Annotated in this window: 20 protein-coding genes; 12 read left to right on the top strand and 8 right to left on the bottom strand. The window is 58.4% G+C overall.

From position 1 onward, the window contains the following. Positions 1-48: 48 nt before the first annotated feature. The 6 genes from ACVI1L_RS22855 to ACVI1L_RS22830 are packed head-to-tail and all read right to left on the bottom strand — an operon-like array spanning position 49 to position 4,566. On the bottom strand, positions 49-585 hold the full coding sequence (locus ACVI1L_RS22855) for a hypothetical protein (RefSeq protein ID WP_253640794.1): 537 nt from the start codon (positions 583-585) through the stop codon (positions 49-51). Further along, a complete protein-coding gene (sctN, locus tag ACVI1L_RS22850) occupies positions 561-1,910 on the bottom strand; it encodes a type III secretion system ATPase SctN (RefSeq protein ID WP_253641093.1) in 1,350 nt (449 codons plus the stop codon). Before sctN ends, ACVI1L_RS22855 begins: the two co-directional genes overlap by 25 nt. 2 nt (positions 1,911-1,912) lie before the next feature. Next, entirely contained in the window at positions 1,913-2,536 is a 624-nt protein-coding gene (gene sctL, locus ACVI1L_RS22845; RefSeq protein WP_253640795.1) for a type III secretion system stator protein SctL, read from the bottom strand. Continuing rightward, a complete protein-coding gene (locus tag ACVI1L_RS22840) occupies positions 2,533-3,150 on the bottom strand; it encodes a nodulation protein NolU (protein WP_253640796.1) in 618 nt (205 codons plus the stop codon). Before ACVI1L_RS22840 ends, sctL begins: the two co-directional genes overlap by 4 nt. Before the next feature lie 22 nt (positions 3,151-3,172). After that, positions 3,173-4,027 carry a type III secretion system inner membrane ring lipoprotein SctJ gene (gene sctJ / locus ACVI1L_RS22835; protein WP_456785587.1) on the bottom strand — a complete coding sequence of 285 codons (855 nt, stop codon included), beginning with the start codon at positions 4,025-4,027 and terminating at the stop codon, positions 3,173-3,175. A gap of 17 nt (positions 4,028-4,044) precedes the next feature. Then, the gene (locus ACVI1L_RS22830) at positions 4,045-4,566 is read right to left on the bottom strand and encodes a nodulation protein NolB (RefSeq protein WP_456783828.1); all 522 of its coding nucleotides are present in this window, start codon (positions 4,564-4,566) and stop codon (positions 4,045-4,047) included. A gap of 253 nt (positions 4,567-4,819) precedes the next feature. On the opposite strand from ACVI1L_RS22830, the gene ACVI1L_RS22825 reads away from it, so the two are divergent. From ACVI1L_RS22825 to ACVI1L_RS22780, 10 genes are all read left to right on the top strand, one after another. Beyond that, positions 4,820-5,461 carry a secretin N-terminal domain-containing protein gene (locus ACVI1L_RS22825; protein ID WP_305884585.1) on the top strand — a complete coding sequence of 214 codons (642 nt, stop codon included), beginning with the start codon at positions 4,820-4,822 and terminating at the stop codon, positions 5,459-5,461. A gap of 272 nt (positions 5,462-5,733) precedes the next feature. Further along, on the top strand, positions 5,734-6,363 hold the full coding sequence (locus tag ACVI1L_RS22820; RefSeq protein ID WP_253640799.1) for a hypothetical protein: 630 nt from the start codon (positions 5,734-5,736) through the stop codon (positions 6,361-6,363). Positions 6,364-6,975: 612 nt separating this feature from the next. Next, complete coding sequence (locus ACVI1L_RS22815; protein ID WP_456783827.1) at positions 6,976-8,781, top strand: HrpF/NolX family T3SS translocon protein; 1,806 nt, start codon at positions 6,976-6,978, stop codon at positions 8,779-8,781. A gap of 842 nt (positions 8,782-9,623) precedes the next feature. Continuing rightward, entirely contained in the window at positions 9,624-9,920 is a 297-nt protein-coding gene (locus tag ACVI1L_RS22810; RefSeq protein WP_456783826.1) for a hypothetical protein, read from the top strand. Between the two features lie 73 nt (positions 9,921-9,993). Further along, positions 9,994-10,227 carry a nodulation protein NopA gene (locus ACVI1L_RS22805; protein WP_229157596.1) on the top strand — a complete coding sequence of 78 codons (234 nt, stop codon included), beginning with the start codon at positions 9,994-9,996 and terminating at the stop codon, positions 10,225-10,227. 115 nt (positions 10,228-10,342) lie between these two features. Continuing rightward, complete coding sequence (locus ACVI1L_RS22800) at positions 10,343-11,230, top strand: SctD/MshK family protein (RefSeq protein ID WP_253640803.1); 888 nt, start codon at positions 10,343-10,345, stop codon at positions 11,228-11,230. A 33-nt stretch (positions 11,231-11,263) separates the two neighbouring features. Then, complete coding sequence (locus tag ACVI1L_RS22795; protein WP_253640804.1) at positions 11,264-11,803, top strand: hypothetical protein; 540 nt, start codon at positions 11,264-11,266, stop codon at positions 11,801-11,803. Positions 11,804-11,805: 2 nt separating this feature from the next. Continuing rightward, positions 11,806-12,234, top strand: a complete 429-nt coding sequence (gene sctY, locus ACVI1L_RS22790) for a type III secretion apparatus assembly chaperone SctY (protein ID WP_456783825.1) — start codon at positions 11,806-11,808, stop codon at positions 12,232-12,234. A gap of 8 nt (positions 12,235-12,242) precedes the next feature. After that, positions 12,243-14,354: a type III secretion system export apparatus subunit SctV gene (gene sctV, locus ACVI1L_RS22785; RefSeq protein WP_253640806.1), complete on the top strand. Its 2,112-nt coding sequence runs from the start codon at positions 12,243-12,245 to the stop codon at positions 14,352-14,354. 104 nt (positions 14,355-14,458) lie between these two features. Then, a complete protein-coding gene (locus ACVI1L_RS22780; protein ID WP_253640807.1) occupies positions 14,459-14,962 on the top strand; it encodes a tetratricopeptide repeat protein in 504 nt (167 codons plus the stop codon). 382 nt (positions 14,963-15,344) lie between these two features. Here the strand turns inward: ACVI1L_RS22780 and ACVI1L_RS22775 are convergent, their stop codons facing one another. Beyond that, on the bottom strand, positions 15,345-15,530 hold the full coding sequence (locus ACVI1L_RS22775) for a hypothetical protein (RefSeq protein ID WP_253640808.1): 186 nt from the start codon (positions 15,528-15,530) through the stop codon (positions 15,345-15,347). A gap of 777 nt (positions 15,531-16,307) precedes the next feature. On the opposite strand from ACVI1L_RS22775, the gene ACVI1L_RS22770 reads away from it, so the two are divergent. Continuing rightward, positions 16,308-17,084, top strand: coding sequence for a hypothetical protein (locus ACVI1L_RS22770; protein ID WP_253640809.1), 777 nt, complete (start codon positions 16,308-16,310; stop codon positions 17,082-17,084). Positions 17,085-17,398: 314 nt separating this feature from the next. Here the strand turns inward: ACVI1L_RS22770 and ACVI1L_RS22765 are convergent, their stop codons facing one another. Further along, positions 17,399-18,562 carry an IS4 family transposase gene (locus ACVI1L_RS22765; protein ID WP_057015126.1) on the bottom strand — a complete coding sequence of 388 codons (1,164 nt, stop codon included), beginning with the start codon at positions 18,560-18,562 and terminating at the stop codon, positions 17,399-17,401. Between the two features lie 643 nt (positions 18,563-19,205). On the opposite strand from ACVI1L_RS22765, the gene ACVI1L_RS22760 reads away from it, so the two are divergent. After that, a complete protein-coding gene (locus tag ACVI1L_RS22760; protein WP_229157581.1) occupies positions 19,206-19,955 on the top strand; it encodes a P-loop NTPase family protein in 750 nt (249 codons plus the stop codon). Positions 19,956-20,009 lie beyond the last annotated feature (54 nt).

Raw genomic sequence — 20,009 nt, 5'->3', positions numbered from 1 at the left:
CCGACAGGTTGCACAGGCGCAGTTCGCGACGTCATAACAGAACCAGCATTAGAACGCCCCGCCGATCGTCTGGCTGCGCGAACCACCCTGATATCGGAGCAAAACCTCATCGTCGGCGTCGATTTCGGCCGCAGACTCCGAACGGACGGCGCTCGCGCGCTGGACATTGCCCTCGATCTCTTGCCATTTCTGGCTCGCCGCCGAACGCCCGGCCCATACTGCCCGCGCCTCACTCACAGCCCGCTGTGCCTCCTCATGCGCCATGCGTGCCTGCTCAAGCGCCCGACGCGCCGATTCGATCTCTGCTGCCAGACGCCCAATGACGAGTTGACACCGTCGATCGAGCTCGGTCACGGACGTTGTGCCGAGCGCCGCCAGTTCCCGATAAAGTTCAGCTTCGACCTTGGCGCGATGCTTCTGCGCGGCTTCAAGACCCTCAGACGCCCGCTGCAGCGCGTCGGCTGCAATTCGGCGCTTGGCTTCCATGTTCGACAATTCACGAAGCGCGCTTCGCTCCCTCATGTCTTTCACCAGCCGCAATTTCGACGCTTGCACGGGATTCAGGCCGTGAGACGCGACATCCATGAAACGGTCTCCTCAAAGCTGGACGGCTCGTCCTGTCCCTGGCGCAAGAATGCGCGCAGTTCCTCGATTGAATCAATTGCCCGATCAGTCAGTGGGTCGCTGCCGGGCTTGTATTCACCGACCTTGATCAGAAACTCAGCTTCATTGTAGCGCGAGAGCAGATCGCGGAAGACGGAGGCCGCCTTGCGATGTGGCGCGGAGGCGACCGCATCCATGACACGACTTCGGCTCGACAGCACATCGATGGCGGGAAAATGCTCGCGCGAAGCCAGCGCGCGCGAAAGAATGATATGACCATCAAGAATGCCGCGCGACTCTTCGGCAATCGGATCGCCCGTGCCGTCACCTTCGACAAGCACTGTATAGAATGCCGTGATGGAGCCCCGCTCTCCCATACCGGCACGTTCCAACAGACCGGGCAGCAGCGCAAAAACGGAAGGAGGAAAACCGCGTCGGGTCGGAGGTTCTCCCGCGGCGAGGCCGATTTCGCGCATCGCGCGGCTAAAGCGCGTCAGCGAATCCATCATTAGCACGACCTGCAGTCCTTGATCCCGAAAATACTCCGCGAGTGCGGTCGCCATATGAGCGCACTGCGCCCGCTCCATTGCGGATCGATCGGATGTCTCAACGACAACGATCGTGCGCGCAATGGCATCTCCAATATGACGTTCAATGAATTCACGCACCTCTCGGCCGCGCTCTCCTATGAGTGCAACTACGGTGACATCAGCGGCCGCCCCTTTTACAATTTGCGACATCAGCGTCGACTTACCGCACCCAGCATCCCCATAGATTCCGATCCGCTGACCTTCGCCACACGTCAGAAGCCCATCCAACACGCGAACGCCGAGAGGAAATGGCTGCTCGATGCTACGCCGTTTCATCGGGTTGGGTGCCCTGCCGCGGAGCGGACAAGTGTGGACCGTCTTTATGGGCCCCTTGCCGTCGAGTGGACGGCCGAAGCTGTCGATCACGCGACCGAGCAGGCCGGGCCCGACTGACACTTCCTGCATGCGCCCGGTCGGGACCACTTCCGCGCGGTGTGACAGGCCTACCATATCGCCGATAGGCGTCAGCAGAACCCCATCCGGCAACAAACCGATGACTTCGGCCTCAAGCGCCCATCCGGATGCGTGATCCTGCAACAGGCAAAGTTCTCCGACACGGGCCCCTGGTAATACGGCATGAAGTAACGTGCCGATCGCCCGCGTGATCCGTCCCCGCACAGCACGCGTATCGACATCCTTTGCTGCGGACCTTACAGATGCCAGCGCCGCACGCAAATCTCCTTCTCTGGCCGCTTGACCAGGGCCTGATCGTTGCATCGTCACGATTCGCCTTCCTGAGAGGACGGATCAAGGCTGAGACGCAATTTGCGGAGTTGTGCGGCAAGTCCTAAATCCACATTGCCGAACTCGCTCCACAGAACGCACTGGTCAGGTCCCATAGCCGGGTCCGGATCAATTCTGACTTTCGGCCGACCATCCGTCCCGTCGAACGCCTCGAATTCATGTCTTAGTGCATCAGCGTTCACAGGAGACACGTGAAGGCATACTTCCGCGCTGCTATATCTTTGCTCGACGGCGTGACGAACGGTTCTTACCAGCATCTCGCCGGGATCAAAGGAGCCCAACAGGTCGGTCAATATCTCAAGGACGAGCTGTGGCAACTCCTGCTGCAGAACGGCTTTTCGCCGGGCCACATCGGAAGCAGCTCGGGCGATCAGCTGCGCCATTTGGTCCGATCCTGACCTAAGACCCTCGCTGTGGCCGTGCTCCCGCTCTTGCTGATAGGCTTTGCTTGCCCAGCTGCGAACCTGCTGCAGATATCGGTCGGCTAGCGCACGCGTCTGCACCGCATCGTACCAGATGCCGAGTTCCGCGGCTGGTATGAGTGGACCAACCGGCCGTATCCGCGGGCTATCTGGCTGGGCCATCTCATCGGCCGTCATGCCGCTGGCGCCTCGTTGGCCAAGTGGGCTACCACCAAAGACAGCAAACGACCCGCTGCGCTGTGGTGTTCGGCTGCTGGGGATTCGGCGGCGGTCCCAACACGTAAACGGAATAGGACGCGCAAACGGTCAAGCTCTGATGCGTCCTTGAGCCAGGCACCAAGGCTGGCATGTCCGTCATGTTCAATCTGGCTCGACAGTTTATGCGGATCGACAATCGATGTGGTCGCGACCGCAGCAGATAAGTGTCGGATTGCGAAAGCGTGCGCTTCCGCACCAATATTTTCGATCAGAATCGCCACATCATGCTTTGACACAAGCTTCAGCATCGAACGGGCATGCCAGATACTGCCAGCGAGCAAGGCCGCCCGACGCGGATCATGCCCGAGCAGAACGTCCCTGCCCCAGTCAGCTCCGTTCGAGGCCAGCTCACTTAGCAGCAATCCGGCCAGTCTTTGCTGCAACCTCGGCGTCTTCTGCAACTGCAGCACCGTGGCCTCCGACAGGAGCCCATCAAGATGGCCGGCCAAACGGCTGGGATGGATCAAGGCGGCAAGCTCGCGCAGGCGATCGGAATGCGCGTTGAGTGAATGATTTTGGTCGGGGGATACCATCGATACGAACCTGAATGCCGGCCTATTTCGCATCGGAGGAGAGCTTTTTGCCAGCGGACTGGACCGCTGGCCTGCTGGCACCACTGCCGAGATTTATCAGCTTACGCCAGGATTGGCGAAGTTGCCCACCGCGTGCGCTCAGCAGTAGCCAAGATACGATGCCCAATACGGCGAGCGCACCTCCTGCGCCGATCGCAATGGGAGCCGCGACGAACCTGGTTGACTCGTTTGACGCTGCCGCTGGCGTAACCGAGACCTCATGCTGAGTCCGCTCGACGGGCACGAACACGACCGCCACTTTGTCGTATGATAGACCTTCGATGCTATTGGCGACGAGCATCTTGATTTGCGGCAGCAAGGCTGAGAGCTTCGCGCTGGAGGCGTGCCGAATGAAAACCGACGCCGAGGACGGGGTTGCATCCTGCCGCAGCAGATCATTCTTCGGTAGAACGACATGAACACGGGCGGAGAGAACCCCATCAATATCGTTGATCGTACGCGACAATTCTTCACTTAGGGCATAGACGTAGCGGGCCCGCTCCTCGACCGGGGAGGCAACGAGCCCCGACCCCTTGAACACCTCACCAAGGCTCTTGAAGGGCTGGCGCGGCAAGCCCTGGTCATTTAGCAACTCGATGGAATAGGCGAGCTGCTTTTCTTCGACCTGAATGGTGCTCGTCCCATCCTTACCGACGACCCGGATGGCATCTACGCCCCTGCTCAGCAGCAGCCCAAGCATCTCGTTGGCGTCACGCTCCTGCACTTTGGTATACAGATCCGTTTTGCAACCGGTGAGGGTCGGTAAAAGTAGCAGCAGAACAACAGCATGAAGCCGCTTGCTCGCGGGCCGACCGTTACCGATCTTACCTTTCGTCAAGACAGCCAACGGCCCGCTCAGCCTGCTGATAGAAGTTTATTCAGAGATGAACTGACGGCACCTGTACCCTTGGAGATGAGCGAAACCTGGACGACGCCGTTGTAAACATCGCGCAAATTCGTCAGCGCCGAATCGAAATGATCCGCACCTTCCGGCTTGCCCGCCGGATGCACCCCGACTTGCTGCGGCCGCAGGAGCGGTTGCGCGGCCGGCCCAAGCTGGAAACTCTTCGCAGGATCAAGGTCGCCGACGAGCGTCGGCGACACTGCACCTCCAGGAAATTGTTTGCCCTGGTGGATAGCAGAAATGCTCTGAAGGACGCGATCGCCAAGCGGGCTCGCCGGCGTGACTGCGCGCTGCACTTCCGGCACCGATGAAACTGGCGCGCGCTCGGTCACAGAAGAGACGCCCCCCTGTTTCAAGGCGGCCTGCGCGAGACTCTCATGAAACTGGGCGTGCGCCAGCGAACAGCCGCTGGAGGCACACTCGACGGGGTTGGCGGAGACCGACGCAATTCCAAGCAAAATGGGAGAAATCATTTCTGTCCCGTGGTGAGAGTAGCCATTCGCTCGCATGAATGGGCTGGCACCCTAGAGACCCAGACTGACCAAAAGCTGACGAGCATCTGTCATCTAATAATCACGGTTGGCTTCCAATTTCGTTCGAAGCGTCGGCCTCCAAATTTTGGGACGAATTCCGGTGCTTGGTCTCAAGTAGAAGAAACTCGCTGGAATGCTCATCCCGTCTACAAGGTTGCATATCTTGAAGAAAGTTCTCTATCTTGCTGTTTTCATGTGCTTGGGCGCCATCAAGGCGCTCGGCGCCCCGCTGGCGCTGCCGTCGACGCCGTATAGTTACACAGTGCTGGATCAGGACCTCGCGACCGCGCTGCAGGAGTTCGGTAACAACCTCAATATCAGAGTCAATATCAGCACGGGGGTGAAGGGACGAATTCGCGGGCGAATGCCGGATCTCTCACCGCGGGAGTTTCTCGAACGGTTGATCAGTCTCTACAACCTTCAATGGTACTACGATGGGCTGGTGCTCTACGTATCTGACGCGCATGAGGCGCAAAGTCGCCTTCTGATACTAAATCCGATCAGCTTTGACGCGTTCAAGGCGGCGCTCGACGCACTTAACATCTCGGACGAGCGCTACATCGTGAGAGCCGTGCCGGGAGATGGCCTCGTCTTCGCGTCCGGTCCGCCTCGCTTTATCGCGCTTGTGGAGCAAACACTCAAAGGACTGGTGACGGAGGCACAGGCGCGACGAAACCCGAACGGAGCCGAAAAGCCACCGCATGAGTCGGTCTTGATGCTGTTTCGCGGATCTTCCAGCGTGGTCGTTCGCGAAGGACGCCCCAACGACGTTCCTTCACCCGAGCTTTCACATCAAGACGGCGTGGTTCACGCACCTGATCCTGGCAAGAATTGAACGGATGATAACAGATGGGTCAGGAAGAGATGTAATTTCCCTCTGTCAGCTTTTCGAAAGCTGCTGCTGTCATGATTAGAGGGCGGCTGTCGAGCGGCGATGCCGCAAGACAGGCAATAAACGTCCGGGCCCGCATCACGGATGCGCGAGTATCCGTGACCTGCTTTGCAGCCTTAGCGCTTCATGCGCGCCTTTGAAAAGCTCTACGAAGTCCGTCATGAAGTTCGTCGCATCGGATGAGAGCCGCTTTGTTGTGCAAAAGGAGGAACAGGATGGACTTCAATGCGCTAAGCGCAGCAGACAAGAGCCCACCGCACCACTCGGCCTCATCGCCCGCCGATCGACGTGAGTTTGAGCGTGAACTGATGGCATTGGATGAAATGCCCGAATACAACCAGGACCTGATTTGGCAGGAGCTAGGAGGCCAATCATCACGCGGCGAGCCGTCATTGATCGACGGCGAGCAGTCCAATTCCCAACAAGCGGCCGCTCAAGAACGCGCGGATGCCTCCGATTTCGGCAACGACCCTGTTTGGCAAGATCTTGAGCCTGGACTCCTGCGGGCGGGGTCGCCTCACGCCGGACCGTCCCAAGCGGGACCCGCGCTGCCCGCACGCGGCGCGCCGCCGGAGCTTGGCGATTTCGTCATGGCGAACGGATATCTCGCTAGCGAAAACTGGGTCTTCGTCGGCCAAACAGCTACGCCTGCTCAGATCGAGATGCTGAGAGGCCGTGACGTCATGCCGAGCAGAAATGTCCGGACTACAACGTTCACCGTCTTGGGTATGCCTCACACGGCACAATGGCGAGCAGAAGGGTTCATTCGTCTCGAACCGTCGCTAGACGCCGCCCTTCGGCCCGCAGATTCGAGCGAACACCCGCCAGGTGACGAAGCACAGTGACATTGACAGATGCAGAGGTACATTTGAGATCCGAGGTGTCCGGAGTACCATGCGCCGCTCAACTTTTGGGATGGATTGATTCGTGCGTCCACCCCGGCAATCTGATCCGATCATGCTGCATCGCCGCGATCGGGCAGACGCCAACAACTTGTTTGACACGCAGGCGCGAGCTGGCTGAACGCTGGTGAGTTGCCGAGCGATGTTGCGGAACCGGCGATGTGTTGCATGAATCAGCGCACGCGAATCCTGCGAAGAGCGGCAGACTCGTTGACCTTGCTGTCGCAGAGGCGAGCGATCGAGCACCGAAGCAAGCCGATGCCGAATTGAGGACACGCCGCCGCCTTGAGCGACGTCATTTCTCAACTCATTGTGAAATCCTTTGAGCGCCGTCAGCTTCTCGAAAGCTAATCGCTCCTACCATACGGCGTGAATATCTAGACGGCGATATGCCTCTAGATTGTAGCCAAACTGAGCGCTGGGAGCGCTGTGCAATCGGAAGCAAGCGGTAGGAGCCATTGAAGCCTATCGACATCTCTTGCTCGTTGTTCGCCGCGATCTCAGGCTGCGCCACATAGCCAGCTTGTGGTGCGATCTCAAATCAGAGGACGTATGATGTCAGTCAACAATCTGCCGCTAACCACCAGCTCGAATTTGGCTTTGTCGGGGCTAGCTTCCGGGCCCTCGCCGGCGCGTGACTTTTCAAGCTTCGAGGCGGTGCTGGTCAGTTTGTCGTTGAAGGGCACGACTGACGAGCATTCCCCACCGCAAGGTCCGGCGGCCGAGGACTCGGCCAAGCAACTGACGGAGGAACTCACGCAAGAGGTGCGGAACATCATCCCGCCGGAGATCAAGGCCGCACTGGACGCATGTCAGGAGACCCCCGAGCCGTCCTCTGAGGAAGCCTCCTCCGCTGCGAACGCCCCAAAGATTGCAGAAGCCCCCGTACAAAGCTCCAGAATTACGTGGAACAGCGGCACCCCGACTGAGGCCGAGCTGCAGATTGTGTCGGTGCTGATCCGACATAAGGACAAATGCCCGCTGGATTGGAAATCTCTGGGAGATTTGGCCAACGATCCCTCCACACCGCCGGATCTAAAGGCGGCCATCGAGGCACTGCAGCGAGACCCCGAGCTCTTCTACGCGATAGGCTCGCAAGGCGACGGCCGCTGCGGCGGTAAAATCAAAGCGGGTGATCTCTCCGGCTTCTCCGATCACCACCCGCAAGTTGCTGAGTTCCAGGAGCAGCGGGCAAAGAACTATACGCAAAACTACATCCCCTCCGACGGCAGCGGCAACGGCGAGCCATCGGTTATGATGCTGACCGATGCATTGCGCGAGCTCTATCGCTATTCCGACAACCTGCCCAAGAACCTAAGCCTTTCGGATTTCAAGCAGATCGTCGACGGCGAAGCCAAGACGGGCAAATGCCCGCCGCAGGTTCTCGCGGCCGCTCAATACTTCCTCGACCATCCGGATGAATGGAAGCAGTTGTATGGCGGCTCGATAGACAAGGTCCACAAAGAGGACTTCCTGCAGGTTGCTTCATCATCGGTGAATCTCACGAAAGCCGAGCTCGATACGCTCGACACGATCAGCAAGAACCAAAGCGCCTTTTTCGGGAAGGGCGACCTGACGCGGGAAAAGCTGGCGAGCATGGCTGACGACAAGAGCCTCGCGCCCGAGGTGCGAAGGGCGGCATCCCGGCTGCTGTCCGACCCTGTGCTGTTCGGGTTGATGAACAACGCGATTACGGGCTACAAAACCCACCACAAGTTCTTCGACTTCGGCGGCGGTCATACGGTCGATTCCGGCAATATCAGCAAGAGCGACTTCAACCAGTTCTTCAGCAACATGTCCGGTGCGAACCGCACCGTTCAGCATGTGAAGACGCATGCCGCCCGAACGGCCGCCGAGAAGGACGCGGTCGCGGACATGACGATGGGCGTGGCAGACCAGCCCGACATCAAGTCTCCCAAAAAAAACGGTGGCGCCTTCATGCACGCAATCAACGACGTGCTCAAGGTTGGCTCGAAGGTACTCGACTGGGCCGCGACAGCAGTCGGTGTACTTAGCTTCATTCCAGGCTTGGGCGAATTGGCCGATTTGGCGTCAATGGTGCTCGAAGCCGAAGCGCAAGCTGCAAATCTTCTTCACACCGCGATCAGCGGTGGCAATATAAAGCAAGCGCTCGAAGAAGCTGGCCTGAACCTTGCGGCACAGGCGGTAGGCTGCATCGGCGGCCCTGAGGTCAAATTGGCAATGCGAGAAGGCTTGGTAAAGCAGGCAATTCAAGAAGCGGCCACGGCGGGGGTCAACCTCCCGGTTTCGGTAGCCCAGTCCTACGCGGAGGACTACCTGAACAACTTGAAGGCTCGCATCGAGTCCGAACGCATGCAAGCTGCAGGCGCTAACGCCTAGCCGGATCGCACTGTCTGTCAGGATCAGGCTGAAAACGCCAGTCGAGCTTGTGCGGCTACGCGCGGTCAGGTCTCCCTGCCGAGCAGTCGGCCGCGCAAGCTCTACCATCCTCGATACCGTCCGCTGGATCCAAGGAACTTGCTCGCTCTTCACTGCGCACAATTTATGTGGGCCGCGCTCGATCGCGCGAGGGCGACCTCAAATCCAGTCTGCCGCTGCGAAGGTCGATCGACTGCATACGCAGCCCGGCAAGAAGGTCGATGCATTAAAACCGCGCGACAGAACCGGTCGGAGCCGCGGAGCCTGCCGGCTTGCGCAAGGATCAGGAGCACGCGGATCGTAGAGCGCCAGGGCTCAGGACCTTTCTCGAGCGGCAGGCTGCTGTTCGCTCTCCTGAAGGCGGGTCCCGATTGACGGATCCTTCATGAGCCCTCCAGGACCGAGGGATCGTCATGAATCGCCGTCTCGCTTTCCGGCCCGCTCCAAACCAAGTCAAGATCTGTCCCGCTGCGCCCGGCCGCGAGCAAATTGTCGAAAGACCCCGCGGGTATCGAAAGGGACGTCAGCCCGGGATTGCAGCACGTCGACTTCGAACGTGATCTATTAATGGTTGCGTTAACATCCGCCTGTTGAAGCTTTCGACTTGATGAGCAGCGATCCGACCCGATCGAGCTCCACAAACGAACGTTTGTCCTGGTACATACCATCTGATCTGCAGCTTTCGCAGATCCAGCATCGGCTCAATTTTCTAGAACTCGTCAGCTTCTCGAAAGCTAACGTTTGCACATTGGTGGGCGGAAACTGCCTCCATTGGCACGATCGAATTGACATAGGAGAACCCGATGCGCGTTACGAGCTCTAGCGCCGCAGGGCACGTTGATGCCGACCTCCATGCGGCTGGCGGCAAAAGCAGCGGCAAAAAAGGATCTCACAAACCTGACGAGCGCGACGATCATGGCCGATCGCCAGATGCGAATAGTCCCGTAAACGGCGGCGCGTCCACTCCGGGCGGCACCTCGCGAGAAGCTGCTATGCAGCAAGCATTCAACGTCGCTCTGGGAGCCGCTGCTCTGCAGATTGCCAATAGTGCAATGGGTCATTTCGACGACGTCATGGCCGAAACAGAAGAGGATTCCTGACGTCGCATGTTGCGGCGTCAGGAAAATAGGAGCCGCACGTTGCGGCGAAATTCGAGCAAACAGGAGAATTACTATGACTAAGGGCGTTGGTGCGTCTGGTACCTCGATTGCAGGCGGTGCAGCTGGCACCGCTGCAACTGGAGCCGCTTCCGCCGGTGCTGAAGTTGCTGGAGAGGCGGCATTCCAACGGCAAATCGCCGCTCTGACCGCCACGAGCACCAAGGCTGCCGAGAGGGATGTGGAACTTCGCGTCGTCTCGACCGAGCTTTCGACCGTCAAGAAAGCAGCCGATGAGCGGGTGCAGTAAGGGATGACGTGGGGCGACGTACGTCGCTCACTTTCCCGGGCTGCTTAGTCCGTGAAGTCGCAACGGGCCGTACGGTTTTGCCGTACGGTCCCGTTCGCAGTTCAGGAGAGCGACCGTGAATGAACCACATTGCCCGCGTTTCGAAGTGCTGCTGGGGTGCTATTCTGGGCTGACGGGCAAAGTAGGGGTCGGATCGTGTCTGATCGGAAGCAGCCTCGATGCTGATTTAATCTTTGTCGAACAGGGCCTCGAACCACACCATCTTCGTGTCACCCCGCATTCCAACTCGATCGAGATCGAGGCCCTGGCGGGCGACGTTCGTGTCGAGGGACACGAGACTGTTTTGCCAAACGCGCCCATCGTTGTCCCTCTTCCTGTTGTCCTTCATGCCGGCGAAATGTCGATCCAGTGGTCTATCGAGGGCCTCGAAAAAGCTGGCTCTATCGATCGCCGGCGTGTATCGCTCGCCGGACTTGCCATGGTCGTTATCAGCCTTGCCGCGGCTGGCACATTGTCGACCAGTTTTGTCCAGACTGACACGGCTGCAGTGCCAAGTCCGCCTCCTGCCGCCGACGTTGCCCCCAAGCTGGCGCTCAGCGCTCCTGATGCTCTGGTCACCGATGCAACTGCGGGGCTGCTGCAAGAGGAAGTTGACAGAGCGGGCCTTGTCGGCATCAAAATCGGTTCTGGGTCCGGCGTTGTCACGGCCGACGGCAGCATTACGCCCGCTGCACTTGCCACGTGGCAAGGCATCCAGCAACGCTTTGATCGCAATAGCAACGGCGCTTATACGCTCGTCAATGCAGTCGCCGTCAAGGATGAGAAGACACCCTCCGCAATTGGAATCCAGGCTGTGTGGCGCGGCAGCGACCCTTATATCGTCGTTGCTGGCCAAAAGTATTTTGTTGGCGCGCTCTTGAGCAATGGATGGACCGTCAACGGAATTGAGGAAGGGCGTGTTCTGCTGAGCCGGAATGGCCGGCTTGCCGCTCTGTCCTATTAGCGTTTCAGGCCGCAGGTAAGGAAGCAAAGTGCCATGACTAGGCTGCCCCCGAATTCCGTCGAGCCTGGCGCCTCTTTTCAGGGACCAAACCTTGATCATCATGCATCTAGCATCACGCCGGGCAATTCTCGAGCCAAGTCCATCGGGATCGATCGGACGCGTGGCAATGATGACAAGAACCACGGCGCAATTTCCCAGCATAACGACGCACCGGATCGCTTGGTTGAGGGCACGATCGACAGCGCGCTCGAGCTCGGTTCGATCAATGCGATTTCGCGCGTCAATCTCGACGAGGCCCGCGCCGAGCCATGTCAGATCGAGCCAGGCTCGGAACTCGCTTGGCTTAACGGGCCTAATCTCGCGCATAGCCTGCTCTCTTTCGTGACGCCGCGGCTACGTCATTCGCACGTTCTGCGTCCTGATCAACACGGCCCTCTTTTGGAGCGTTTGGCCAATACGCTATCTGCCGCGCCAGAGGATTTGGTGGCACGTGAAGGAGCCGCCCTTCTGCAGCTGGAGCTGCAGCGGTTAATCTTGCTCCGGCAGAGCCACAACGGCTTGATCAAAGGCTAGCAATGGCCGAGCCAGACAAATTGCAACACGTCACATCTACACAGCCGCCAAACGTTTCCGAAGCCGATGCTCGCGAGCTGGTCTCTGGGCCGGAGCGAGATTTGCTCTGCGTGCTTTCTTATATCTATCTTTCCTGCGGGCAGAGCGCAAAGAGCCTGGCTCTGTTGCGGCTGGTTGCTCACGAACAGTCTCGAGACATCGGCTTGCTGCGGATCCTGGCCTACGCTCTCATCTCGGAACGTCGCGGTGACGAAGCACTGTCGGTATTGGATCGGCTTGACAAACTAGATGACGAACCGTCCTCGTCTCTGCCCTTGATGCTTATGCGCAGCCACGCCCTGCGCCATGCCGGCCGCATGACCGAAGCGCAGGCCACCTTCAAGCGCTATGTTTCATTGCGGTGCAACACAGCTGCAGCTAGGCAACAATAAGGCTTTTCATGGCCAACGTTCTACGAAATCTCATCACGCGCGCGCCCGCTCATCCGGATTTGATGGTCGCGCTGATGCTTCTTCTGGCGATCGGAATGATGATCATGCCGATCCCGATTGTCGTGATCGATATGCTGATCGGCTTCAATCTGGGCTTTGCCATATTGCTGCTGATGGTCGCCCTGTATCTCAACACGCCACTCGACTTTTCGTCGCTGCCGGGCGTCATCCTGATCTCCACTGTTTTTCGACTCGCTCTTACCGTTGCAACGACGCGGCTGATCCTGTCCGAGGGTGACGCCGGCAGCATCATCCATACGTTCGGCGATTTCGTCATATCCGGCAACATCGCCGTCGGCATTGTCATATTTCTGATCGTAACCATGGTGCAATTCATGGTTCTGGCCAAGGGCGCCGAACGAGTGGCAGAGGTGTCGGCGCGCTTCACGCTCGATGCGTTGCCGGGCAAGCAGATGGCGATCGACGCGGAGCTGCGCAACGGCCATATCGACCAGCACGAAGCCCGCAGCCGACGCGGCGCGCTGGAGCGGGAAAGCCAGCTTCACGGCGCGATGGACGGCGCCATGAAATTCGTGAAGGGCGACGCCATCGCCGGACTCATAGTCATCTGTATCAATATGCTAGGTGGCATCACGATCGGCTCGCTCTCCAGGGGCATGTCCCTTGAGGAGGCGATGCATCAATACACTATCCTGACAATCGGTGATGCGCTCATTTCGCAGATCCCAGCCCTGCTGCTGTCAATTACAGCCGCAACCATTGTCACTCGTGTCAACGGTCCTTCCAGACTCAATCTCGGCGCCGATATCGTCAACCAGCTTACGGCCAGCACACAAGCGCTCCGGCTGGCCGCCTGCGTCCTGCTTGTGATGGGGCTCGTTCCTGGCTTCCCTTTGCCCCCCTTTGTCATACTGGCCGCGCTCTTTTCCGCAGCCAGCTTTGTCAAGGTTGGCGTGCCAGAGAGCAAGACCGCTCCCAAGGCCGGCGTCAATCCCACCGGTTCGGCTCCCGCTTCCACGCAGGGTCAGAAGCAAACCGTGCCGGCCGAAGCACTTCCGATTACCCTGTTGCTGGCGCCGAACCTAATGAAGGCAATGGACGTGGGGGAACTCGAGCAGTGCGTCGCACGGGTTTCAGCACTGGTCTCAGCTGATCTGGGTATCACAATTCCACGCATTCCCGCCCAAAGCGCCAACCACTTGGCCCGATCGCAATTCAGTGTGGCCGTCGAGGGCGTACCCGTAGAAGAGGGCGCTATTGACCCGACAAAGCTCTTGCTTGACGACGACGTAGCGAACATCGAATTGAGCGGTATCCCGTTCTGGCAGGATCCAGACACGCATCGGATCTGGATCGAACAGGACCATGCGGCTGCTCTCAAAGCGGCCGGCATAGGGCACCACGGTCCGAGCGAAATCGTCGCCTTGCGCGTCCGGTCCACGTTGACGCGCTATGCACAGCGCCTGGTTGGCATTCAGGAAACGCGCCAGTTGCTTGGCCGGATGGAGCAGGAATATGCCGATCTGGTGAAAGAGGTGCTGCGCACGACACCGATCCCTCGGATCGCGGATGTCCTGCGTCGTTTGTTGGACGAGGGCATCCCAATCCGGAACACCCGCTTGGTTCTGGAGGCGCTTGCGGAATGGAGCGAACGGGAGCAAAACGCTGTACTGCTTACCGAATATGTGCGCTCTGTTCTGAAGCGGCAGATCTGTCACCGCTATGCCAACGCACATCGCGTTGTGGCCGCCTTTATCGTCGAGCGTGAGACTGAGGATATCGTGCGGGGTGCCGTGCGCGAGACCGCCGTCGGCCCATACCTCGTTTTGGAGGATCGGCAAAGCGAGATGCTGCTCTCCCAATTTCGCCAGATCCATTCAAGCATCGCGCGCAGCCAGAACCAGCCAGTTATTCTAGGTTCGATGGATATCCGGCGTTTCGTTCGCGGCTTTCTCACGCGTAACGGAATCGACCTACCTGTCCTTTCTTATCAGGATCTCGCCGCAGATTTCACTGTCCAGCCGATCGGATCCGTGAAGCTGGCACCTGCCAAGGACAAGAGCCCTTCCCCGGGCGGTCTCCTGAGCGCTGCGAGTTGAGACTGCACGAGCAGGCCATGAATTCAAATGGAACCAAACGTCGGCGGCGCTTGTGCTTCGTTAGTCCAGGCCCATGGTCGGTTCTGCCTGCGATGCTCACTATTATGATGCTCACCGGTTGCGCGAACCTGTCACGCCAGCAGTGGTCCACGTCAGACTTAGCAGACGCCAAAGAGTTTGATCCCGCCAAGCGCGAGCGCATCTCGCGCGCTCTCATTGATGCTGATGAGAAGAATCTGCGCGCGGCCTTGGACCAACAACCGGACAACGTCAATGCGGCAATTTCTCTTGCACGGGCCTTGTTGGCGCGCAACTCCTCAGATGAGGCACTTCAGGTGCTCAATGAGGTACTATTGGCAGCACCCGGCGACCTGCGCGCATTGAATGCCAAAGGCGTAGTACTCGATCAACAGGGGCGCCACGAGGAGGCGCAAGTGCTATATCGTCAAGGCCTCGCGATCGAGCCCACAAATTCGATGTTGCGCAACAATCTCGAGTTGTCGGCCGCACTTGAAGGTAAGACGGACATCCGAAACTCCAATCAGGAGTTACAACCTGGCGACGAGTACGCATTAGCCAGATCGAGATCTCACAGCCGACAACGGTAAATCGCGAATGCCTAATCCACGTCAGTCGGCTGGCCGACAGACAGCTGGATAATGATCACGTGCAGAGATTACAGGCGCATTTGCATTCGAACGATATTGTCGCGAGGAGCGCAACTTTATCGTGCACAATCGGGAGAGCCGAGCGCCATCTCTTGGCTGGATGGCGTGAGCCCGACACGCCCTCGCTTCGACGGAACGGCGATCGGCCGGGCCCTGATGTCGCGCCCGCGGCTTCTGCTGCTCGACGAAGCCTCTACCCTCAATTAGAAGCCAGTAAGTCACCGATCTTTCACACGACTTCGTAACCAGGTCACCTGGCCAACATTCTGTATCTTGAGTTTACCAATTCTTGGGTAGCGGCTCTTTGGATCGTCCGGTCACTTCAACGAAGACATGCAGGCGAACAGTTAAAATATCTCTCAAGCTCCGCAACCGCGCGCTCCTCCCACTCTACAGCTTGCGCCAGCAATGAGACGCCTTGTATTGGCCGAAATGCGGCAGCCTGCCGGCACAGAGACGCTATCGCGCGATAGCGGCGCACGTTTTCCATAACGGCCAGTCCGGTCATTTGCGGATATTTCCCCTGCTGTTTCAGGCAAGAACTTGCTGCATAACAGTTTTCGATCCGTTAGCGGCAAGGGCGAAAGGCGTGAATGGTTGGCAGATTCTTGCCGGCCCGACGGCCGATGAACCTTTCCCAGGAGGAGATCCTCCATCAAACGCGCCTCGGCACTGCCGGCCAAGGGCGCCGCTGCTCCGCGTTTTCTCGGCATACAGTTTCAGCCAGGCAAAAGTATAGATGAAAAACGGGAGCGAGGGCACGTCTCGGCTTGCACGTCAATCAAGCGACCTGTGATAGTGGTCGGCTTCCAATGTGAGAAGCGGAGGCCAACGCTTTGTCAACCCCGCGACGAGGCCAAGGTTTGGGATCGACTCCGACGCAGATTGACGTCCATTGGTGCCAGTTCGAACCTCGGTCCCATGCCACACGACAGGGTTAATTCTGCGCGGTCCAGACTGACCGATCCGTAGCCCGAACCAGCGACGTCGCCGGATCTGGAGACACTTACAGTACCTGTCAGCATGACAGCGAGGCAGCACTCTCAGCGTCAGGCGCATCATTTTCCACCTCCGATTGAGAGTCGGGCCTTCGATTTGCGGCCTTTGGCCCATGCACTTGCTGCCCCTGCGGGTGACGCTTGGGCCAAGGCGGACGTCTCCGACTTAGACTCAACTCGCCAAAACAGATGGGTGACGGCACGTGTTGTTTGCAGCAGACTGCTTAACAAGTGCTCGGTTAACAATGCCACGCTAGAGCGCTCGCACCGCGATTAGGGGCACTCAGATGATCACGCCGGTTCGACGGAACTGGAGTCCAAAAGAACTATTCAATTCTCTTACGCCAGCGATGTTCAACGCTGAGCCGTCGGCTATACGTGCGCGTTGGAATAAATTGTGGCCTGACCTGTACACGGAATATGACGCCCGGCACTTGAAACAAGAGTTAGCCGACCGAAACCTCATCGTTAGCGATGAAGCTGCGGCATTCTTCAACGCGTGGGCGATCGACGAGGAGCGCCACACCGATGGCTTCATCCGCATCATTGAACTCGTCGCTAATGGATCCGAAAGGGATCTTCGGGAGAGATTGGACGCTCGGCCTCACGATTTTGGTCCAATCGTTGAACACATGAAGGACGAATTCTCCCTGATGGTTATGATTGCATTTGATGAGATGTGCACTTGCCGTGCCTATGCAGCAGAGAAGCCCTTCTATGACGCCCTTGGTAACAACACGTTTCATCACTGGCTGAGGGAAGTGATTGCCGACGAGGCGGTTCACTCGATGAACGCCGTAAACGTTATCCGTGCGCGCTATCGCGATCGCATTGGCCAAGTGGACTCAATTCTCGATAATCTAATCCGCGCGACCGAAAGTCTACGCTATTCCGGCACCTTCGTCCTCGACTACTTCGGCGCGGTGTACTCTAAGGAGCTGCTCGCCGGTTCTCGCCTCGTGACTATGAGAAATATCGCCAGGCCATTCACGGTGGAGAGCAGAATGTTGACCGCGAGCCTGTCGAAACTTCAGTCGGCGCCACATCGACGCCCTTCCCCGTAAATATCCATTGTGCCAATTGGCTCCAGCTTTTCGTTTGCGTTCGAGCGTGCCGAATTTCGACAACCGCGTCGGGAAGCCGCAATTCGACGCCCGATCTTCTGCAAGTCCGCCTTAGCTAGATAGATGCGGTTATCGACGCGCGCGATGTTGTCGGACACGCGTCCGCCGGACCGGTCGCTCCGGCTTCCCTGCCGTCCTCGTCAGCGACACGATAATCCTGCTTCGACACGGATGCAGGATTGCGATTTGCGTCCTCGCGGATTTAAGCACTCGCACATCCCGCCCCCCTCCTACGCAGGGGTGTCCGGGGAAATTCAGGCATAGCGGAGCTCCATCTGGTCAGGTGAGATGGTTGATTTCCGACGGCTGGGGTTGATGGGCGGAGGTTTGTCGATGGCAGCGAGGGATCGACGCGTGAGCAGGAGCTGGCCGACGAGTTCGGCGAACCTGAGCGGGAGCATTTTGATGCAGTTGGTGTGAGCGGCGATGCGCAGCAGCAGGTAGGCAATCATCGCAGCGAGCACCTGAAGGCGGATCGCGTTGTCGTTGGCGCCGAGGAACTTGCGAATATCGAGATGCTGCTTGATCCAGCGGAACAGCAGCTCGATTTGCCATCGGCTCTTGTAGAGGGCGGCGATCTCGACGGCGCTACGGGCAAGGTCGTTGGTCAGGAGTGTGATCTTGCCGCCTTTCTCGCGTCTGATCTTGATGCGGCGGAGCGGGATTGGAAGGCGCGAATCGCCCTTGCTGGTGAGCTTCACCTCGTCATCGGCAAGGATTTCGAAGCCATCCCCGTTACGCTTGCGGATGGCGCGATGCCTGAGCGAGCGAAGACGGATGCTCGTCTTCGCCCGGGTAACGAAGAAAGCCTTGCTATCATTGATCTTCTGCCACCAGTCGAAACGGCAATAGCCCTTGTCAAACACATAGGTGGTGGCGGGCTGGATTGGGGTCTGTCGGCCGATCTCGATGTCATTGACGTTCGCGGCCGTCATCTCGACGCAGGTCGGGACATCGCTCCTTGGGTCGTAGACGACATGCAGCTTCATGCCGCGGATGCGGCCGTTCCACGTCGCCCAACTGCAGACCTTGCCGAGCGGGATCGGACTGGCGTCGATCAGACGCACCATCTCCATGCCTTCACTCCGCAGCTGGCGACGCGCCATCGCCGACAGCGCCGCAAAGGTTTGCGCGAAAATGCCGATCGGACGGCGGGCATTGGCATCGGACAACGTCGAGCGCGACAGCTTGCCGGTTCCCAAGTGATAGTGATGCTGCGAATTGGCGTTGAAGCCAGTCACCACCCCGCGCAGACTGCTGTTGCCGCTAAGCTGGGCATAGATCAGCGCCACCAGATGATCCCAGCTCCTGAACGACTTGTCGTAGGCATCCCCGTCCAGACGATCCACAACCGTCTGAAACTGCCGTCGATTGATCGGTTCAAGCAGCCTTCCAAAAATGCTACCGCGATATCGCATGCTCGGCCCTCTGTGTCTCGACAACCAGAAAAGACCGATTTGCCTCGGTCCTGCCGAGCATGCACCGCGACACAGTGAATCATTCCCCGGACACCCCTGCCTCCTACGAGGGTGAGAGCGAGTTCGTTCAACCCATTTTTAGAACTGATGAGGCGCATTCCAGCGAAAACGTCATCACGCTTCTGGAGACACTAGATCGGCCAACCCAGGTCAAACGAGCTAGATTCGCGACTTTTCTCCAGGCAATTGCCGCACCACCTCGATCCTGTTTACATCGAGGCTACAAGCTGACGCAGCGCAAGATTCACGTCATTTCCACGCCGCTCCAACGATCGGTAGATAGAACGCTATCGTTATCGCAACGACCACCAGCCTCACGGTTGATCCTTTGGTGGCCGACCCTTCGGCTACTCACAAACCTCACGTAGATCACGAGCAGGAGCGATTACTTTCTGCTCTCGGCCTGCGTCACCGTCTCAATCGCACGACGCAACTCGTTCGATGTTGAAAACGTTCGTCCACCTGAGGAGCGCTCTCATCGAAAATTCAATTACCCTTCTTTCTGCCATGTTCTCACCCAAAGCAGAGACGCGCCGATTGCGCACGTCGCGCACGGCAAGAGCGAGTGTCTCAGGAGAATTCGATGGTGAAGCCAGTTGTGATTGTAGTGGGCGCAGACAAGGGAGGTGTCGGCAAGACGACCGTATCACGAACGCTGCTGGACTACTTCAGCGTCAACAACGTGCAAACACGCGCCTTCGATACGGAGTCTCCGCGGGGGACGTTGAAGCGCTTTTATCCCGCGATCACCGAGATCGTCGACATGACGACGACCGCGGACCAGATGAAGATTTTCGATACCCTGAACTCCGGGCTATCCGTCACCGTCATTGACGCTCGCGCCGGATTACTGTCCTCAGCACTGGCCTCCTTGCGCGACATCGGATTTCTGGATTCGGCGCGGTCCGGCCAGATTACCTTTGCCGTATTCCACATCCTAGGATCGTCCATCGCTTCGCTCGACGAGATCGCGGAGACCGCTACCTTCATGAGCGGCGCAAAGTACTATCTGGTCAAGAACTTCATCAATGACACTCAGTTCTTCCAGTGGGACCAGTCGACCTATAATTCCTATTTTCACCGCATCAAACAGGCGACCGAGTTGACCATCCCGAAACTTAACGAGATGGCCTATGAGCAGGTCGAAGTCGCATCCGTCCCGTTCGTCGATTTCGTGGCAAACAAGGGCCGCAACGATGAGCCCGCGAACAACTCCTTCGTGCTACGCGGTTATGTCCGGCACTGGCTGGCAAATGTCTGGAGCGAATTTGATCGCATCAACTTGACGGAATTGGCCGGCGCCAAGTCCGCTACGCGGAGTGGCGAGAAGTAGTCGCATATTCTTGCGGGCCAAGAGCAGGCCCATATACGAAACGAGATTGATCTG

The sequence above is a fragment of the Bradyrhizobium sp. USDA 4516 genome, from assembly GCF_054055915.1.
Note: the sequence above shows the minus strand (reverse complement) of the source record. Positions and strands in the feature narration are given on the sequence as shown.

Bases quoted from the DNA above. Each gene is read 5' to 3' on its own strand.
- ACVI1L_RS22825 (WP_305884585.1), top strand. From the start codon at position 4,820: ATGTGCTTGGGCGCCATCAAGGCGCTCGGCGCCCCGCTGGCGCTGCCG.
- sctV (WP_253640806.1), top strand. From the start codon at position 12,243: ATGGCCAACGTTCTACGAAATCTCATCACGCGCGCGCCCGCTCATCCG.
- ACVI1L_RS22820 (WP_253640799.1), top strand. From the start codon at position 5,734: ATGGACTTCAATGCGCTAAGCGCAGCAGACAAGAGCCCACCGCACCAC.
- ACVI1L_RS22780 (WP_253640807.1), top strand. From the start codon at position 14,459: ATGATGCTCACCGGTTGCGCGAACCTGTCACGCCAGCAGTGGTCCACG.
- ACVI1L_RS22775 (WP_253640808.1), bottom strand. From the start codon at position 15,530: ATGACCGGACTGGCCGTTATGGAAAACGTGCGCCGCTATCGCGCGATA.
- ACVI1L_RS22795 (WP_253640804.1), top strand. From the start codon at position 11,264: ATGACTAGGCTGCCCCCGAATTCCGTCGAGCCTGGCGCCTCTTTTCAG.
- sctN (WP_253641093.1), bottom strand. From the start codon at position 1,910: ATGCAACGATCAGGCCCTGGTCAAGCGGCCAGAGAAGGAGATTTGCGT.
- ACVI1L_RS22840 (WP_253640796.1), bottom strand. From the start codon at position 3,150: ATGGTATCCCCCGACCAAAATCATTCACTCAACGCGCATTCCGATCGC.
- ACVI1L_RS22765 (WP_057015126.1), bottom strand. From the start codon at position 18,562: ATGCGATATCGCGGTAGCATTTTTGGAAGGCTGCTTGAACCGATCAAT.
- ACVI1L_RS22805 (WP_229157596.1), top strand. From the start codon at position 9,994: ATGACTAAGGGCGTTGGTGCGTCTGGTACCTCGATTGCAGGCGGTGCA.
- ACVI1L_RS22830 (WP_456783828.1), bottom strand. From the start codon at position 4,566: ATGATTTCTCCCATTTTGCTTGGAATTGCGTCGGTCTCCGCCAACCCC.
- sctL (WP_253640795.1), bottom strand. From the start codon at position 2,536: ATGACGGCCGATGAGATGGCCCAGCCAGATAGCCCGCGGATACGGCCG.
- ACVI1L_RS22810 (WP_456783826.1), top strand. From the start codon at position 9,624: ATGCGCGTTACGAGCTCTAGCGCCGCAGGGCACGTTGATGCCGACCTC.
- ACVI1L_RS22760 (WP_229157581.1), top strand. From the start codon at position 19,206: ATGGTGAAGCCAGTTGTGATTGTAGTGGGCGCAGACAAGGGAGGTGTC.
- ACVI1L_RS22855 (WP_253640794.1), bottom strand. From the start codon at position 585: ATGGATGTCGCGTCTCACGGCCTGAATCCCGTGCAAGCGTCGAAATTG.
- sctY (WP_456783825.1), top strand. From the start codon at position 11,806: ATGGCCGAGCCAGACAAATTGCAACACGTCACATCTACACAGCCGCCA.
- ACVI1L_RS22770 (WP_253640809.1), top strand. From the start codon at position 16,308: ATGATCACGCCGGTTCGACGGAACTGGAGTCCAAAAGAACTATTCAAT.
- ACVI1L_RS22815 (WP_456783827.1), top strand. From the start codon at position 6,976: ATGTCAGTCAACAATCTGCCGCTAACCACCAGCTCGAATTTGGCTTTG.